The following is a 15,844-nucleotide window of genomic DNA, read 5'->3' as shown; positions in this document are numbered from 1 at the left end:
CATGCGGCCCGTGTTGACTGGGTAGTCTGTCGTCGAACGAGACGATTCGAATGCGGTCCCTACGCGAGAAAAACCGCGAGACAACACGGAGTTACCAGTTGATTTACTCGCGTAATCAGCATTTTCCATCCAGTTTCCGAGGGGGTTACTTCCGAGAGTTAAACCGTGACTACCGCTGGTATGACGGTTGTACAGCCGACGGGTCGCAAAAATGGAAACGGACCGTGTCCGACCGCGGTACTATCCGAGCTGTTTTAACGTCTGCAGATCGCGATCCGTCCGCATAAACTCGGCCGTCCGACGGGACGCATGACAGTTCGGACAGTGAAACATCTCGGCGGGCGCGGGTAATTCGTCCGGGGAAACCTGCCAGTCTTTCGCGCATTCTGGACACAACAGTTGGACGGTCGTTCTATCCATGTCACACACTTTCACATGAGCAGTGAAAAACGTTGCCGCAGTTCCGCTCGACCGAAAAGACCACCCGCGTCAGCGGGACGACAGATGACAGCCGTCGATGCCCGACCGTTTAGGCGGGTGCAGCAGTGTCCGAAGCCTCGAGCAGTTCCTTGTACCGGTTACGGATGGTTACTTCGGAGATGCTCGCGACTTCGCTGACCTCGTTTTGGGTGACCTTCTCGTTGGTCAAGAGTGCGGCGGCGTAGACCGCGGCGGCCGCGAGGCCGACCGGCGACTTGCCGCTGTGAACGCCCTCCTGACGGGCCGATTCGAGCAGTTCGCGGGCCATGCGCTCGGTCTCGTCGGAGAGATCGAGGTCGCTGACGAAGCGGGGCACGTAGTGTTCGGGATCGGCCGGCTTGACCTCGAGGCCGAGTTCCCGGATGATGTAGCGGTACGTGCGGGTCAGTTCCATCTTTTCGACGCGGGAGACGGCCGAGATCTCGTCGAGGCTACGCGGCGTGCCGGCCTGTCGGGCGGCGGCGTACAGCGACGCGGTCGCGACGCCCTCGATGGAGCGGCCCGGCAGCAGGTCTTCCTCGAGCGCGCGGCGGTAGATGACCGACGCCGTCTCGCGGACGTTCTCCGGAAGACCGAGCGCGCTCGCCATGCGGTCGATCTCGCCGAGTGCCTGTTTCAGGTTGCGCTCCTTGGAGTCGCGGGTGCGGAAGCGCTCGTTCCACGTGCGCAGGCGCTGCATCTTCTGGCGCTGACGGCTCGAGAGCGAGCGGCCGTAGGCGTCCTTGTCTTGCCAGCCGATGTTCGTCGAGAGCCCCTGGTCGTGCATCATGTTGGTCGTCGGCGCGCCGACGCGGGACTTCTCGTCTTTCTCGGCGGCGTCGAACGCTCGCCACTCGGGGCCGCGGTCGATCTCGTCTTCCTCGACGACGAGTCCGCAGTCGGAACAGACCGTTTCGGCGTGTTCGTCGTCGGAGATGAGTCGGCCACCGCATTCGGGGCAGTGCTCTTGCTCGTCGGATACCGCGCTGGTCTCCTCTTCGGTTTCGGTCTCTCGTTCGTTCGTGTAGGTTCGGATGCTGGTGTCTGTCATGGTGTATCGGGTGGGTTACTCGGGGCTCCCGGGTGGGGTAACCAGAAGAAACCCGGTCGCCGCAGCTAACATAGAGTAAGGTCGTAAGGCATATAAATGCTTTGCCTACTTTATAAACTAATCGCCAAAGTTGGTATATATGTTCCGGTTACATAGTGATTAATCGTTTGGGATAGCAGGAGCCACGTTCACGTTCCCGACCCCCTTCACTCGACGGTAAAGAGGTGGCCCTCCGTTGGGACATCGAACAGGCCGACGCGGGCCCCGGCGTCGAGCCACGCGTGCCCGTACGAAAACGAGGCCAATGCGTTGACGAGGTCATCTTGTTCTCGGAAGTGGGTTCCATCCTCCAGATAGGATGCCGCCATCTCGTAGCAGTCGTCGGCCGCCTCGGCCATCGGCGTCCCCTCGGGCGGCGCGACCGACGCCTCCTCCAGCGCCGCCGCGAGCAACTCGCCGTACCGATTCGTCTTCTCCTCGAGATCGGCTGCCATGATCGTTCCTCGTTGCTCGCGTCCGTAAGTGCGTCGTCTCCGTGGACGGTCACCGACGGCGCAGACTCGCACCCGAATCGCACGGTGGAGCTCAGTCCGCGCGCCGAGCGATCGCGGCGGCAGCGAGCAGAGCGACGAGCGCCGCGGCGATTCCGAAGCCGGGGACGCTGTCGTCGCCCGTCTCGCCGTCCATCTCGGTGTCGTTCGAGTCGCTCATCGAGTCGGTGTCGTCCATGGAGTCGTCGTCCATGCCATCACCGCTCGAGTCGTCGCTATCGACTGTCACGCTGGCCGAGGACATAATCGGTCCGCCTGCGGCTGCGTAGGGACCGTCGGCCGCGCCCTCGCTCGCGAGGAAGTCGTACGTCTCGTCGGCGTCGGTGTCCCGATGGGCCATGGCGAACACGGTGTCGTCAGCCGTCAGCGGATCGTCGAGCGTGATCTCGACGTTCTCGTGAGTCCCCGGTCCGAGGTAGGCACTCGTCCCGCGAACGCTATCGAAGACTGCGCCGTCGGCGAGCGTGCTATCGTGAACCGTCACGAAGCCGCCGTCGTGGAGCGTAACGGAATCAACGGTGATCGTCTCGCCGTTGTGCTGCTGGTCGGTCGCATTGACGCTCGCCGGCACGGTCAGTTTCGCCGTGTCGACGACTGCGTCGCCGTCTGCGGTGTACGGTCCGTCGTCCTCACCGTCGCTCGCGGGGAAGTCGTAGGCCTCGTTGCCGTTCGTGTCCTGATGTGCCATCGGAACGACCGTCTGGCTGGCCGTCAGGCGTTCGTCGAGCGTGATTTCGACGTTTTCGTGCGTGCCGGCCTCGAGGTAGTCGCTCGTACCGACGACGCTGTCGAAGACCGCTCCCTCGAAGAGGCTGGCGTCGTGAACCGTTACGAAACCGCCCTCAGCAAGGTCGACTCGATCGATCGTCACGGTCGTCCCGTCCGAGTGCTGCGCCGAGGCGGAGACGGCGGCCGACACCGTCACGTTACCGTCGTCCATCACGATGTCGCCGTCGGTGGTGTACGGGCCGTCTTCCTCGCCCTCAGTCGCCGGGAAGTCGTATTTGCTGTTGTCGTTCGTGTCTTGGTGAGCCATTCCGAACAGCGCGTCATCGTCCGCGAGTTCGTCGTCGAGGTGGACGACGACATCGCGGTGAAGTCCCGGCTCGAGGGAGTCGCTCGTGCCCCGGATGCTTTCGAAGACTGCGCCGTCCGCGATGGTGCTGTCGTGCATCGTCACGAAGCCGCCCTCGGGGACGAAGACTTCGTCCACGACGACGGCGTTACCGCCGGAGGATTGATTCTCGAACGAGACGGTCGCGTCGTCGCTCACCGTCACGTCAGTAGGGGCCATCACCGGATCACCGGCTGCGTTCGCGTACGGGCCGTCGTCGGCTCCCTCGCTCTCGGGGAAGTCGTAGGTCTCGTTGTCGTTCGTATCCCGGTGTGCCATCGGGTACACCGTCTCGTCGTCCGCGAGCGGGTCGTCGAGCGTAACACGGACGTTCTCGTGAACGCCAGCCTCGAGGTAGTCGCTCGTGCCGCGGATACTGTCGAAGACCGCGCCGTCGGCGATGGTGCTATCGTGGACCGTCACGAAGCCGCCTTCCGAGAGTTCGACGCGATCGACGACGACGCTGTCGCCGGTCGTCGGCTGCTCGCTCATCTCGAGGTCGGCCGAGACGGTGACTTCGGCGCTCTCCATCACGATGTCTCCATTGGCGGTGTATGGCCCGTCAGCTTCGGCGTTACTCGAGACGAACGAGTACACGCGATCATCGTCGCTGTCCATGTGTGGCATGGCAAACAGCGTGTCGTCCTCCGAGAGCGGCTTCTCGAGGGAGACGGTGACGTTCTCGTGCGTGCCGGCCTCGAGATACGCGCTCGAGCCGACGACGCTGCCGAGGGTCTCGCCCTCGCCGAGCGAGCTATCGTGGATCGTGACGAAGCCGCCCTCGGGGAGCGTTACTTCGTCGACGACGACGGTCGATCCGCCGGACGTCTGCGCGTCGAACGAAACCGCCGCGTGATCGTGGTCCTGTTCCTGTACGGTCGCGGCCGACGCGTTCGCCGCGCCGGCTGCACCCGCCGTCCCGGCCAGCATCGCGCTGACCAAGACGATGGTTCCCATCAGTACTGCGCTGTATTGGCGCATGGCCCACACTGCCCGGGATACTTAAAAAAGGATTTTCCGAACTCGGACCGCACTCCCGTGGGACTGCGACCACACTCAGACCCAAATTGCTCCCCAAAGCCCTTGATCGGGAAGCCGCTATCACTCTCAGGAACCGCTCTACCGACGTTGCTGTCACACGCGATTACTCTCCCAGTCACGGCTCTCCGAACGCGAGACAGCAGGAGACGACAGAGATCGGGATAGCACTACTTCTGGTCGAAGGAGTCGGAAAATGATCGACGGAATAGACGAGCAACACTTAGTCGAGAGTGATCCACAACAAAAATCCGAGCCCAGCCGTTTGTGCGACGTTGATCACCATCTGGGTCTGCCAGACGATCATCGGCACCAGCGACTCGTCGTGCCACCACGCCGAGAGCGTCGGATCGATCAGGTAGTAGTAGAGTACGAGTCCGTTCTCGAGGAGCAGGAAGACCGAAAAGACGAGCAGACCGAGGGTGTGTTTCGATCTGAACGTGAGGTAGTTTCGGCCCCAGATGTAGCCGAGTCCGAGCAGCAACACGACGTTGAGGACGGTCGCGGCCTTCGCGATGATAATCCAGCTACTCATCTATGCCTCCGTTCAAACTGACGTGCGATATACTCTTTCCCAAATTCGTCCATAATCACTCCACCTTCTCGATGATCCGTTCGACGGTCTCCCAGTGGCGACGCGTGCGATCCGTCGGCAGGTAAACCGCCCCGTAATCGTCCCCGCTTTTCGTCACGATATCGTTCTCGAGGAGAACGTCGAGATGATGGCGAATCGTCTTGTAATCCAGGTCGAGTGCCTCTGCGAGCTGGTTCGCGTTTCGCGGCTGGTCATCGAGTGCGTTGAGGATGCGTACGCGGTTCGTGCCGCCGCGAGTTCCGGTCAGCACGTACCACAGAGCCGCCTCCATTAGCGGGACCGATTCACTCGACTCTCTTAAACTATCATGTATGGGGAAGCATGGCCGCAACTCGAGTGGACGAAACTCGATTCCGCCGGTGAGTACAGACGACACCGCCCCAGCATGACCATCCGACTTTTCTCCAATAGCCTAAACACTTCAGGCACTGCCGTCCAGAACGAACAACGGCTTCGATCGTAACAACAGAGTGATATCTGTCTCTCCCTTGTCGACCGACTCGAGACGGCCCTCGAGGATCGAACCGAGCGAGAACTGACGGTCTCTCTCGAGTTCGTCGACGGCACAACGTCGGCAAAGGAGGACCCGCGGCCGTCGTCACAAGAGGGGGCGATTGCTGAGAGCGCAAGGGGTTTAGGCGCTCTATCCATACCCTGATACATGAGCGACCAGCCACGCGTCGAGATATATACGAAGACGGACTGCCCGTACTGCGAGAAGGCCAAGGACCTCTTCGACAGCAAGGGAATCGAGTACGAGACGTACAACGTCACCGACGACGATGACCTCTTCGAGGAGATGGTCGAACGGGCGGACGGCCGCAAAACTGCCCCCGAAGTATTCATCGACGACGAACTGATCGGCGGCTGGGACGATACCAGCGCGCTCAACGAGACCGGCGAACTCGACGAGAAACTCGGAATCGCAAGCGAAGACGACGGCGAGGTCGTCGAACACCGCAAACTCATCATCGCCGGCACCGGCATCGCCGGGCTGACCGCCGCGATCTACGCCGGCCGCTCGAACAACGAGCCGCTCGTCATCGAGGGCGACGAACCCGGCGGCCAGCTCACCCTGACCACCGATGTCGCCAACTACCCCGGCTTCCCCGACGGCATCGGCGGCCCGGAACTGGTCAACAACATGAAAGAGCAGGCCAAACAGTTCGGAGCCGACCTGAAAAACGGCATCATCGAGTCCGTCGACGACTCGAGTCGTCCCTTCCGCGTCGAGATGAAAGACGGCGACGTCTACACCGCCGACGCCGTCATCGCCGCCTCCGGTGCTAGCGCCCGCACGCTCGGAATCCCCGGCGAGGACGAACTCATGGGCTACGGTCTCTCGACGTGTGCGACCTGTGACGGCGCGTTCTTCCGCGGCGAAGACATGCTCGTCGTCGGCGGCGGCGACGCCGCCATGGAGGAGGCCACCTTCCTCACCAAGTTCGCCGACACCGTCTACATCGCACACCGCCGCGAGGAGTTCCGCGCAGAGGACTACTGGATCGACCGCGTCGAGGAGAAGGTCGAAGACGGCGAGATCGAGATCATGAAAAACACCGAACTGATCGAGATCCACGGCTCCCAGGCAGAGGGTGTCGACCACGTCACCCTCGTCGAAAACGACAAGGGCCACCCCACCGATCGCCTCGACGATCCCGAAACCGAGGAGTTCGACTTCGACGTGGGTGCTGTCTTCTTCGCTATCGGCCACACGCCCAACACCGACTACCTCGAGGGGACCGGCGTCGAGACCGACGCCGACGGCTACCTGAAGACCGTGGGCGGCGACGGCGGCAACCAGACCGAAACCGACGTTTCCGGGATCTTCGGTGCCGGCGATGTCGTCGACTACCACTACCAGCAGGCCGTCACCGCCGCCGGCATGGGTTCGAAAGCCGCACTGGACGCCGACGAGTACCTCGAGGACCTCGAGCGAGCCGACTCGAGTGCGGAAGAGGTCGAACCGGCCGCGGCGGACGACTGATCGGTTTCGACCGGCTGAGACGCACGGTAGCTCGCTGACTGAACGTCTGTTTCGGTCTTTGTTGCGACATATTATTTTGTCGTCTCGAACTGGAGCGGTACACGACTCTCGCACGGTGACACCGATTCTGTGTCGACTCGTTGTCTCGAAGCGAGTGTGGATAGTACGGATGGCGTCAGTCTCGAGCGCATCGAGACAGACTATCCCATCAGCGGTATCGGCTTAGTCTTGATCTCCTCGAGAAATCTCGAACCCGATCACCCGAACCTGTTCGAGCGCTTGGTCTGTGAGCGACCAGCGTCGTTTCGGGCTTGTGTTGTTCAATAAGGGAAGCGCGTTTCTTCAAACGAGCGAGATATCTGTCAGCGTCTCGACTGCAACGCAGGTGTCCACGGTGATCCCATTTCTCGTATACGAGGAGATACGGTCGTAGCTATCCCTGTGTCGTTGCATCGACTCGAGACGATTCGAACCTATCGCTGGTGGGTGTAGCGTCCAATAAAAGAAAACTGCGAAAGTTAGGGCCGGCGTGAGCCGGTAGTTCTACAGTTTAGTTCTGGCGGCGGAGTGCCAGCATGGCAGCACCGAGCAGCGCGACGAGGGCGACGCCGACACCGAAGCCGGGCGTTCCATCGTCACTGTCGGAGCCGTCGGAGCCGTCGGAGCCGTCGGAGCCGTCACTACCGTCGGAACCGTCGGAGCCGTCACTGCCGTCGGAGCCGTCGGAACCGTCGGAGCCGTCACTACCGTCGGAACCGTCGGAGCCGTCAGAGCCGGAGTCTTCGACAACGCTGAGGGTGCCGCTTTCGGTGGTGTCACCGTAGGCGACCTCCCAGTCGATGTCAGCCGTTTCGTTGGTATCGAAGTCGTAGCTCTCCTCGAAGGAGTCGCCACCAGCGACTTCGAGTTCCTGCTCGTCGACGACTTCACCGTCGATCGTGACGGTGTAGTCTTCGACGGCCGAGGCGTTACCGTCGTTGGAGATGGTCACACCGAGTGCGGCCTTCTCCTCGACGGTGACTTCCTCAGGTGCGCTGGCGTCAACGTTGACGACTGCGCTGCCAGCGTCGACGAGTTCAGCCTCGAGCGTGTCGGAGGCACTGCCACCGTTTTCAGTGGCTTCGAGGTCGACCTCGAGGCCAGGCTCGTAGTCGCTGAAGTCGTAGCTGACGTTGAAGGTACGGTCTGTGGTGACTTCCGTGTCAGGATCCTCAACGAAGTTACCCGAAGAGGATGCACGGACAGTCATTTCCGTACCGGGTGCGACGGTCGTCGTGCCGGTAACTGCCGAGGAAGCCGAGTTCGGCAGTTGTTCGTGTCGATCGTTGATGGTGACTTCACGTTCGTCGAACGTGAGTTCGCCTTCCGTCGCGTTGTCCTCATCGTCATCGAGGTACGCGTTCACTTCACCCGAGTACGAGAGTGTCCAGTCGTAGCTCTCGTCTTGGGCCAGCTTTTGAGCATCACTGAACTCGCCATCTTCGTCGCCGAGCTGAGCGTAGTCTACGCTGAGGATCAGCTGATCGCCATCGTAGTCGTCAGCGTTGACGAACGTAAGGGGCAGCGGGTTCGCTTCGGGGTCCTCGAAGCCTGGGCTATCCTCTGCATCGTAATAGGCTTGACTGGTGTTCCAGACCTTGTCGTCCGAGTGGGACGGGACGCCCTGCTGTTCGAGTTCCAGGGAGATACCGTTCTCGGCGAGGACGTCTTCGACAGCCACGTCGTCGTTATTCGCGGCCTCGTCGAGTGCACCGGTCATGCCGAAGTCCTCGACGGTCACCAGCATGTGGTCACCGTTGGCGACTGCGTCGGTCTGCGTGACCGTCGCGTCCTCGAAGTCCTCGAGGTCGCCCATGTCATCGTCGCTAGGTGCGGTGTGGCTTGCGACGTCACCAGCAAGCGATCGTTCAGTCAGCGTGAGATACGCACTGTCGTCGCTGTTGTCGATCGAGGCAATGGTGTCGTCCTCGTTGTAGGAGAACGCGTCACCAGTGTTCAGTTCGAAGTCAGTTGCACCGAGCGGGGAACTGACCGTCGGGTCGATGTCCTGGAAGTCCGTTCCCGTGTCGGTGTTGTAGGTCAGTCCACTGCTAGTGTTGACGTATTCGACTGTAACGCTAGCGCTTCCGTTCTGAGCTTCAAAGACATCAGACGGACTGTACTGACCTTCGTCAAGCGAGCCACCACCAGCGAGGTGGGTGTTCATCGTGACGTTGATCTCGTCGAGTTCTTCGTCACTGTCGCTGTTGTCGTTGACGGTGAGGCCGACTTCGTAGTCGTCGTCGTCGTAGTTACCGACCTGAAGGACACCGGTGTCGGTGTCTTCCAGGTTGACAGTGATGTTTGCCAGTTCGCCACGCTCGGTGACGACACTGCTGACCTCGCGAGTGACATCCTCGTCACGAATCTCGAGGGACGCGTTGTCCGCTGCGTGAGAGTCCGTGTTGTTGAACTCGAATTCGTAGCTATCAGGGTCAAGTTCGGTCGTGTCAAAGCTGATGGTAGAATCGGAATCGCTGGCACCATCGACTTTGAGGGTCAGAACATCGCTGTCACCGTGGTCAATAACGTCGTTTCCGACACTAGTGACACCTTCATCAGCGGTAAACAGACCCGACATATCCTCCGCATCGAGATTACCGTTAGTCTCAGTCACGTTAACGAACTGATCGGAACGGTCAGACTCGAAGTTGAGGGTTGCGCTGCTGCCCTCAGTAATTGAGTCGTCCTCGAACGACGTGCTCAGACTCTCGGATTCAACCCAGAAGTCGACCGATGCAGTACTGCTGTCACCTGTAGAGTAGGTCAGGTGATACGCACCAGTGTCGAGGTCGAGGTCATCCGTATCGATGACAGCTTCGCCGCTGTCATCAACCTTGACAGTTGTTACGTAGTTGTCAGAACTGTGATCTCCACTTGGTGAAAGACCCGTGTGGATCTCAGCACCAGATGGCGAGCCATCGAAGTTAGTTAGCGTAACTTCCTGACCCTGCCAGATGTCAGTTCCACTGAAGTCTTCACCGGTTACGTCGTAGGTCGGTCCAACGTCGTAGTCTTCGTCATCAGCACCGTAATTGGCTGCCGCCGCACCGCCCGCGAACGCTGCGGACATTGCGACAACAGAGAGGACCATAAGCGCGGCCAGGACTACTGCGCGTCCCTTTTCGCGATAGGTCGTTTCGCTTGTCATGTGTTATGTATTATTATCGTGTTTCGATTAGTTAGCGCGCGATTCAATCGGAGTGCGAGCCAGCCACCAACGAACTCTCGTCCGTCGGCGAACGGACTGACACCGGGTAGGGGTATTCGGTTCTATTAAGGATCACGTAATAAGCTTTCTGGAAAGACATCATGTCTATTTGGAAGGTAATATCGTATAACTGCCGTTCGAAGGCTGGTAGCGGAAGGATTACGCGAACAGCACACTCAGGTGGAACTCTTGATCTTTGTTACATTGCTCGTAGCTACTGTAGTGGCTGAGAGCATTCCGATGGTAGTAGCGTATTACTCAACGCCAGTATCCGGCGATAGGCGAATAAAATCTAATTACGAGGATTGAGACTGTTCGGTAACAGAGAGAAGGTGTCTGGGAGATCAATCTGGCACGCGAGAATAAAATATCTGCTTACAGTCCGTGGGCCTTGTTTAGACGCGGTGCAGATCGTCCTCTACGGCTGTTATCCAAACAACAAACCGAGTCGAGAGACGCTCACGGACTGGTTCTGTTTACCCGTCGTAACTACTAACCGGTGCCTTCGGGAGCGTCTAAACAAGGCTCAGTCCGTGTGTACGAAACACAGCAGAAGGCTGCAGAAACGATAGTGCTGATAGAAACCGCGCCTTTCATCACTTCACGGAAAATCACTCTCAGTTCGTTCGGTAAACCTGCGTCTCGAGATACGTATCGAGTTCACTGCGAACATCCTTGAGCCAGCTCTCGTCGTGGTTCGTCGATTGACGGACCAGAATCCCGTTGATCATCGTCACGATTGTCGTCGCGACGGCCTGTGCGCCGCACTCTCGAAACACCCCAGACTCAATTCCGTTCGCTATGACATCCGCAAGATATCGTTCGAAGATTTCGTCGCTTCGAGTGAAGTGCTTCCGGTAGGCCTCGTCGTGGATCGCTCGTGCCCGGAGTTCGAACAGCGTCGTTGATAACTGGGACTGATCCTCGTTGCGTTCCCCGACAAACTGCTCGATTACCGCCTCAAGATGGCTTCGGGGATCCTCTATGCGCTCTTCGATCACCTGGTCGCTATGTCGATCTAGAACGAATTCGAGCGTCTCGAGGACGAGATCGTCCTTTCCATCGTAATGATGGTAGATCAGCGATTGACTTTTTTCGAATTCGTCGCCAATCTTCTCAATTGTGAGATCCGCGTACCCGTGCTCGCGTAAGGACTGCAACGTCGCGCACATAATTTCCTCGCGCGTGCCCGATACGTCATCGAAGAGATCGTCTGTCACGGCTGCCACCCGCTACTCACGTCGTCATCGACTCCTCTCGAGTACAGCGGCTGACCAGTTTCGTCGCCTGCACTATCCCCTCGCGTATTCATATCACGCCGAACGAAGCGCACTCTCAAAAACGTCTTGATTGAACGTTCAATCAGAAGGTATATGAGTTGTTGCTCTAGTCATAGGCCAATGAGTGATCGTCTTCCATTCGAACATATTCTTCGTGAGATTCGGGGAGTATCGGCGAATTGGCCCTCCAGACAAACCAATACTCGGTGGTCGGCATGACGAACCGACGAGCACTGGCCGTCATGGCGGTCGTCCTGGTTGCCGGTATCAGTGGGGCCGTTCCGGGCGCATTCGCACAGGAAAGCGGTGGGTACACAGCGCCGGATCGGGGGAATCCCGATCTCGGCGTTTTGCTCCCTGATGACGAGGTGGCGCCCGGAACGACCGCCGATCTCGAACTCCAGATCCGAAACAACGGACAAGTCCTTGCTGGCTCCGGCGAGCCCGTTACCAACGCGCGAGCCACGACCGTCGAAATTACTGATGGCGGTCCGTTCGAGGTCGACTCCGGAAAGACCGCAATCGGGACCGTTCCCGATGGACAGACGGTCTCAGCGACCCAGCGAATTAGCGTTCCCGAGGACATCGATCCCGGCAAGTACGAGATAACCGTCGAGACGAAATACAGCTACAACAGCTACGTGAGCACGACGGGCAGCGCTGATCGAGAAACCACTACCGAAACCCACGACGTGACAATCGTCGTTCCGGAGGATCCTCGATTCGAAGTCACCGAGGTTACGACCGATGTCGAGCCCGGGACAAATGGTGAAGCAACACTTGAGATTGAGAATGTTGGCACGGAACCCGCCAACCAAACCCGAACGAGTATCGCTGGCGGCAACGGCGTTGTCGTCGACGGCGGTTCGGTCCAGAATCCCGCCGAACAGATACTCGGCGACCTGGAGCCCAACGAATCGACAACGATGACTGTCGACGTGGCGATCGACGGGGCGGTCAGCAGCGGTGAGCGTCCCCTTGAGGTAAACTTCTCCTATCGCGACGCATCGGGTATCGAACGGCAGGCAAACGACGTGACTGCGTCGCTGGCTCCCGCAGCCGAGCAATCGTTCTCGATCCGCAACCTCGAGGACACCCTCTCGGTCGGCTACGAGGGGAACGTAACCGGCGAAGTCGTCAACGACGGGCCACGACCCGTCGACGACGCGGTGTTGATCGTCGAGCCGATGAGCGACTCGCTGTTCGTCGAGGACACGCGCTATGCACTCCCCGAACTGAAACAGGGAGAAGCCGCGACATTCGCCTATCCGACGGATGTTAGCGGGCAGGCCGATTCGGGAGCACGGCAACTCCGCTTTACCGTCGAATACACCGGAAGCGGAGACACGACCTTGCAGGACGGCCCGATCTCCGAGCGGGTCGTCGTCGACGACCGAACCGACGAGTTCTCGATCAGCGACGACGGCGTATCGGTCCGGCAGGGCGACTCGAGCGATCTCGTCCTCGAGATCACGAACGAGCGCCCGGAGACGCTGTCGAATATCGACGCCAGACTCTACACCGACAGCCCGCTCGACGCGCCTGACGACGAGGCGTTCGTCGACGAACTCGAGCCGGGAGAGTCGGCCGAAATCCCCTTCGAGGTCTCGGCGGCCGAAGATGCGAGCGTCGAAACCCACCCCGTAGAGCTCGACTTCGAGTACGATACCGCACGCGGCGAGACGGTCCTCTCGGACGTCTACCAACATCCGATCGAGGTCGAAGCCGGCGGCGATGACGGTGGCGGGTTCCCGTCGATGATCGTCGGGATACTCGCTGCCCTCGCTGTGAGCGGTATCGGAGTCGGCCTCTGGTGGCGACAGCACTGATCGATGCCGGACATCGACGCGATCCGTGACCGGGACGACGCCACGGAGAGCGACCGCTCTCTTCTGGATCGACTCAATACGGCGATCACTGACCACCCGTGGCGGGTCGTCCTCGCCTTCGCCGTCGTTACCGTCCTGTTCGTCGGTGGAATCGGCGGCGGAGGCGAACAACAGGCCGGAACTGACCAGTTCACCGAGGGGATAGAAGAACAGCAGGCCCTCGAGGACATGCAAGACGACTTCGACCGAGAGGGCCGCGACGGCGGCGGCTCGACCGCGAGCTTGTTCATCGAGGAGCGCAACACCCTCTCGAAGCAGAGCCTCCTCCGGATGCTCGAGTTTCAGGAGCGTGCGGAAAACGATGCGGGGCTGCGAGTCGAGTCGTCGACGAGTCCGGCCTCACTCGTCGCCCAGCAGCTCGATCCGGAGGCAGACACGCCCGAAACGCAGCGACGTGCCATCGAACGCGCCTCCCAGCGGCAGTTAGAGGGAGCGATCGCGGACGCCGACGAGGCCGCAGGGCTCCCGGTGAGTACGGACTTCACCCGTGAATCGGCACAGGCAGACGTCGCCCAGATCGCGGTCACCTACGATACGCCACCGAACGCTGACACGGACGATACGGCCGAACTACAGTCGGAAACGGCCGCGTTAGCCGACAAGATCGACGGCTACCAAACGGGCGAGAACGTCGAGGTGTTCGGCAGCGCGATCATCGAAGAGGAGATGGTGCAACTGCTCGGCGACACCGCGATCGTTGTCTTCCCGGCGGCGCTCGTGTTGATCCTGTTCTTCCTGATCGTCGCCTATCGCGATCCGGTCGATCTCGCCCTCGGGCTGGTCGCGCTGATGATGACGATGCTCTGGACGTTCGGGTTCATGGGCTATGCCGGCATTCCGTTCTCGGATATGATGATCACGGTCTTCCCGCTCCTGCTGGCCGTCGGGATCGACTTCGGGATCCACATCATCAACCGGTATCGTGAGGAACGAGCGACCGGTGCGGCGATCGGCGATGCCATGGGTATCACGACGCGCCAGCTCACGGGTGCGTTCTTGATCGTCACGATGACGACCGTAATCGGCTTCGCCTCGAATCTAACGAGTTCGATCGGTCAGCTCCGCGATTTCGGTATCGTCGCCGGGGTTGGTATCCTGTTTACCTTCCTCATCTTCGGGGTCTTCCTTCCGGCCGGGAAGGTCGGGCTGGATCGACTCCGTGACGGGACTCGATTCCCGAAGTTCGGCACGAGCCCGATGGGCAACGAAGATTCCATCCTCGGTCGGATCCTTCCGGTCGGGGTAACCCTCGCGCGGATCGCGCCCGCGATCATCCTCGTGAGCGCGCTCGTCTTCGGCGCGGCAGCGGCCGGCTACGGCACGGGCGTCGATTCGGAGTTCTCGCAAGAGGCGTTCTTCCCGGACGAGGACCGGATCGCCCAGTACGAACGGCTTCCCGGGCCGCTCGCACCCAGTCAGTACACGTTCATGACTGTACTCGATTACCTCGAGGAAGACTTCGATCAGGGGCTCGTGGGGTCGGTAACCGTCTACGTCGACGACCCGGACGTGAGATCGGCCGCCGGGCTCCGCGATGTCGACCGGGCGCTTACCGATCCGCCCGAGACGTTCAAGGAAACCGACCGGCGCGCGGAGGCGGACAGCGTCGTCGGCACGATCGAGCAACGCAAGTCGACCGATCCCGAGTTCGCGGCGACGGTCAAGCAAACCGACTCGGACCACGATGGGCTTCCAAATCGGGATATCGACCGGGTCTACGACGAACTGCTCGAAGAAGAGTCCGCCCAGCAGTACGTCACGAGCGATCGTAGTTCGACCCGCATCGTGTATCAGGTCGACTCCGACGCCGACCAGACGGACGCGACCCAGGCCGCCCAGGCGGTCGCAGACGAGATGGAGATGGACGCGACGGCGACGGGCGAGTTGGTAGTCAATCAGGCCGTCATCGACCGCATCGGCGACTCGGCGATCAAGAGTCTGGTCGTCGCGTTCTTCCTCACCGCGGTCTTCCTGATGCTGTCGTACTGGTGGCTCGAGGGACGGATGGTCTACGGCGTCATCAACCTCGTTCCGGTCCTCGTAACCGTCGCGATGCTGGCGGGTTCGATGCGGCTGTTCGACATCGCGCTGTCGCCGATCAACACTCCGATCCTGTCGATCTCGATCGGGCTCGGCGTCGACTACACGGTCCACTTCATGCACCGGTTCGTCGACGAATACGAGGCGGGTGCCGATGTCCACGAGGCCCTGCAGGTGACCGTCCGCGGCACCGGCGGTGCTCTGACCGGTAGTATGCTCACCACCGTCTGCGGACTCGGCGTATTGTACCTCGCGTTGATCCCCATGATCATGGAGTTCGGACTCCTGCTCGCGCTGGGGATCTTCTACGCCTATCTCACGTCGATCTTCCTGCTCCCCTCGACGATCGTCGTCTGGGACCGCCTCGAGCGGCGGTTCGGACGGATTCAGGGCGTTCCGTGGGCATAAGCGTATTCCACGCTCGTCAAACGGACGACCGAACTCGACCTCGTCCGGCCTGACTCGAGCGCCGGACCCGTATCACGACGTTCGGTCTCGGTCTACATGTGACACTGAGACTGAAGCGTTGGAAGCGAGCCGCGGTCGAAACTAGCTCGTACGTGTTACTATTTGGGATGAACAGCGAGGCG

The 15,844-nt window shown here is 60.4% G+C and carries 11 protein-coding genes; 3 read left to right on the top strand and 8 right to left on the bottom strand.

What is annotated here, in order from left to right; genetic code table 11:
* Nucleotides 1-240: 240 nt before the first annotated feature.
* From ACJYUO_RS10705 to ACJYUO_RS10680, 6 genes are all read right to left on the bottom strand, one after another.
* Nucleotides 241-420 carry a DUF7836 family putative zinc-binding protein gene (locus tag ACJYUO_RS10705; protein WP_049890789.1) on the bottom strand — a complete coding sequence of 60 codons (180 nt, stop codon included), beginning with the start codon at nt 418-420 and terminating at the stop codon, nt 241-243.
* A 109-nt stretch (nt 421-529) separates the two neighbouring features.
* Nucleotides 530-1,510, bottom strand: coding sequence for a transcription initiation factor IIB (locus ACJYUO_RS10700; protein ID WP_494345352.1), 981 nt, complete (start codon nt 1,508-1,510; stop codon nt 530-532).
* Between the two features lie 206 nt (nt 1,511-1,716).
* Entirely contained in the window at nt 1,717-2,004 is a 288-nt protein-coding gene (locus ACJYUO_RS10695) for a DUF357 domain-containing protein (protein ID WP_006431327.1), read from the bottom strand.
* Between the two features lie 91 nt (nt 2,005-2,095).
* On the bottom strand, nt 2,096-4,105 hold the full coding sequence (locus ACJYUO_RS10690; protein ID WP_494345393.1) for a DUF7282 domain-containing protein: 2,010 nt from the start codon (nt 4,103-4,105) through the stop codon (nt 2,096-2,098).
* 331 nt (nt 4,106-4,436) lie between these two features.
* A complete protein-coding gene (locus ACJYUO_RS10685) occupies nt 4,437-4,748 on the bottom strand; it encodes a DUF8036 family membrane protein (protein ID WP_494345351.1) in 312 nt (103 codons plus the stop codon).
* 55 nt (nt 4,749-4,803) lie between these two features.
* Nucleotides 4,804-5,079: a winged helix-turn-helix domain-containing protein gene (locus ACJYUO_RS10680; protein ID WP_494345350.1), complete on the bottom strand. Its 276-nt coding sequence runs from the start codon at nt 5,077-5,079 to the stop codon at nt 4,804-4,806.
* 390 nt (nt 5,080-5,469) lie between these two features.
* Between ACJYUO_RS10680 and ACJYUO_RS10675 the strand changes: the two genes are divergently transcribed.
* Nucleotides 5,470-6,795: an FAD-dependent oxidoreductase gene (locus ACJYUO_RS10675; RefSeq protein ID WP_494345349.1), complete on the top strand. Its 1,326-nt coding sequence runs from the start codon at nt 5,470-5,472 to the stop codon at nt 6,793-6,795.
* A 550-nt stretch (nt 6,796-7,345) separates the two neighbouring features.
* Here ACJYUO_RS10675 and ACJYUO_RS10670 read toward each other — a convergent pair.
* Together ACJYUO_RS10670 and ACJYUO_RS10665 are read right to left on the bottom strand one after the other, a co-directional pair.
* On the bottom strand, nt 7,346-9,985 hold the full coding sequence (locus ACJYUO_RS10670; RefSeq protein WP_494345348.1) for a BGTF surface domain-containing protein: 2,640 nt from the start codon (nt 9,983-9,985) through the stop codon (nt 7,346-7,348).
* A 677-nt stretch (nt 9,986-10,662) separates the two neighbouring features.
* Nucleotides 10,663-11,274: a TetR/AcrR family transcriptional regulator gene (locus ACJYUO_RS10665; protein ID WP_494345347.1), complete on the bottom strand. Its 612-nt coding sequence runs from the start codon at nt 11,272-11,274 to the stop codon at nt 10,663-10,665.
* Nucleotides 11,275-11,540: 266 nt separating this feature from the next.
* Between ACJYUO_RS10665 and ACJYUO_RS10660 the strand changes: the two genes are divergently transcribed.
* Together ACJYUO_RS10660 and ACJYUO_RS10655 are read left to right on the top strand one after the other, a co-directional pair.
* Entirely contained in the window at nt 11,541-13,154 is a 1,614-nt protein-coding gene (locus tag ACJYUO_RS10660; protein WP_494345346.1) for a COG1361 S-layer family protein, read from the top strand.
* Between the two features lie 3 nt (nt 13,155-13,157).
* Nucleotides 13,158-15,662 (top strand): efflux RND transporter permease subunit, encoded by a 2,505-nt coding sequence (locus ACJYUO_RS10655; RefSeq protein WP_494345345.1) that lies wholly within the window; start codon nt 13,158-13,160, stop codon nt 15,660-15,662.
* Nucleotides 15,663-15,844: the final 182 nt, after the last annotated feature.

It is taken from the genome of Natrinema sp. CRL1 (genome assembly GCF_059162405.1).
Note: the sequence above shows the minus strand (reverse complement) of the source record. Positions and strands in the feature narration are given on the sequence as shown.